The sequence below is a fragment of the Priestia sp. P5_B4 genome (assembly GCF_056400385.1).
This window is the reverse complement of record NZ_JBFULJ010000687.1, coordinates 1-2,059: the sequence shown is the minus strand read 5'-3', so window position 1 is coordinate 2,059 and position 2,059 is coordinate 1. Positions and strand designations below refer to the sequence as shown.

Here is a 2,059-nt window from a genome sequence, read left to right as displayed (position 1 = left end):
TTTAGGGAATATAATTATCACTTATCCCCTGATTTTTTCATATTGCTAGTGCATAAGGTATGAACTTGATAACTTTTTGTCGGTTTTTATCTATTTCTGTAGGGTTTCCTGTAGGATGAAAAAGAAAGTAAAGCGCTTTAATTATCGTGACAGAAAGGTTGAGGATAGCTGTCCTGCGTAACTGGAAATCAACAGGTATTAAGAACTGCATGCAACGACAAAAGTTGACAACCAAAGATTTCAGAATAATAATAATAAAGCAACAATGTTTACAACAGTGTTTAAATGAAAGACTTATTTTACATGAAAGGTGTTAGTCAGATGAACAATTTACATCGAAGAATGGGAACATTCGCGTTAACCATGACGGGACTTGGATCAATTATTGGTTCCGGCTGGTTATTTGGAGCGTGGCGAGCAGCTCAAATTGCAGGGCCGGCTGCTATTTTATCATGGGTCATTGGAATGGTCGTTATTTTATTTATTGCACTTTCTTACAGTGAATTAGGATCCATGTTTCCCGAAGCCGGCGGGATGGTCAAGTATACGCAGTACTCACACGGTTCGTTTATTGGTTTTATCGCTGCTTGGGCAAACTGGATTGCGATTGTATCCGTTATTCCAGTCGAAGCAGTAGCTTCTGTACAGTATATGAGTTCGTGGCCTTGGAAGTGGGCACAGTGGACAAGCCACCTCGTAGAAAAAGGAACGTTAACTGGCGAAGGATTAGCTATCGCTACTGTGCTATTGATTATTTACTTTTTACTGAATTATTGGACAGTTGGACTATTTTCCAAGGCCAACTCGTTAATCACTATTTTTAAAATTGTTATACCGGGACTTACAATTGGAGCACTTTTATTTGTCGGCTTTCACGGCGAGAACTTCACTTCTGGAAGCAGCATCGCACCAAACGGCTGGGCTAGTGTGCTAACAGCTGTTGCTACATCTGGAATTGTATTCGCTTTTAACGGCTTTCAAAGCCCTATTAATATGGCTGGAGAAGCAAAGAATCCTGGAAGATCTATTCCAATTGCGGTTGTAGGCTCAATTTTAGTGGCTACAGTCATTTATTTGCTTCTTCAAATTGCTTTTATCGGTGCGGTAAACCCTTCTGATATTGCGAAGGGATGGAGTCATTTAAATTTCAACTCTCCATTTGCAGATTTAGCCATTGCCCTTAACATTAACTGGCTTGTCATTGTCCTGTATGCAGATGCGTTTGTTTCACCATCTGGAACAGGTATTACGTATACGGCTACTACTGCTCGAATGATTTATGGTATGGAACAAAATAAATATTTGCCAAGTGTTCTAGGACGCCTTCATCCTATTTATGGTGTTCCGCGTCAAGCCATGTTTTTTAACTTAGCTGTTGCTCTTGTCTTTTTGTTTTTATTTCGGGGCTGGGGCGTGCTTGCTGAAATCATTTCAGTCGCTACGCTTATTTCTTACATTACAGGTCCTGTTACGGTTATGACGCTAAGACGAACTGGAAGCGATTTATATCGTCCCCTTCGTTTAAAAGGATTAAGCATTATTGCGCCGCTCGGCTTTATTTTTGCTTCATTAACGCTATATTGGGCGCGCTGGCCGCTAACTGGACAAGTTTTGTTTATTATTTTAATCGGTCTGCCTATTTATTTTTATTATCAAGCAAAGGCTAAATGGAAGGGATTTCGCCAGAACTTCAAAGGCGGCGTATGGATGGTTGTATACTTACTTTGTATGATGACTATTTCATGGCTTGGAAGCGAAAAGTTTGGGGGCCTTAACGTCATTAAATATGGATGGGATATGGGAATTATTGTTGTTATTTCTCTTCTCTTCTACACATGGGCTTTAAAAAGCGGCTTTAAAACGGAGTATTTAGAGAATGGAAGAAAAGTAAATGACGACTTAAAAGCAGCAACGGCTGAAACAGCCGCTTCCAAAGAGTCATAACAAAAGCACCTTGCTCATGCAAGGTGCTTTTTAGTGAGCAGTTCTAACTTTTTTCAGCACGTCTTCGATCGTAATTTGATCTAAATGCCTGATTACGCTTTGCTCACTCTCTGTA

1 protein-coding gene is annotated in these 2,059 nt (G+C 40.1%); it reads left to right on the top strand.

Translation table 11 applies throughout. The features are described 5' to 3' along the window. Positions 1 to 321: 321 nt before the first annotated feature. Positions 322 to 1,944 (top strand): APC family permease, encoded by a 1,623-nt coding sequence (locus tag AC1DRF_RS24705; RefSeq protein ID WP_427075989.1) that lies wholly within the window; start codon positions 322 to 324, stop codon positions 1,942 to 1,944. Positions 1,945 to 2,059: the final 115 nt, after the last annotated feature.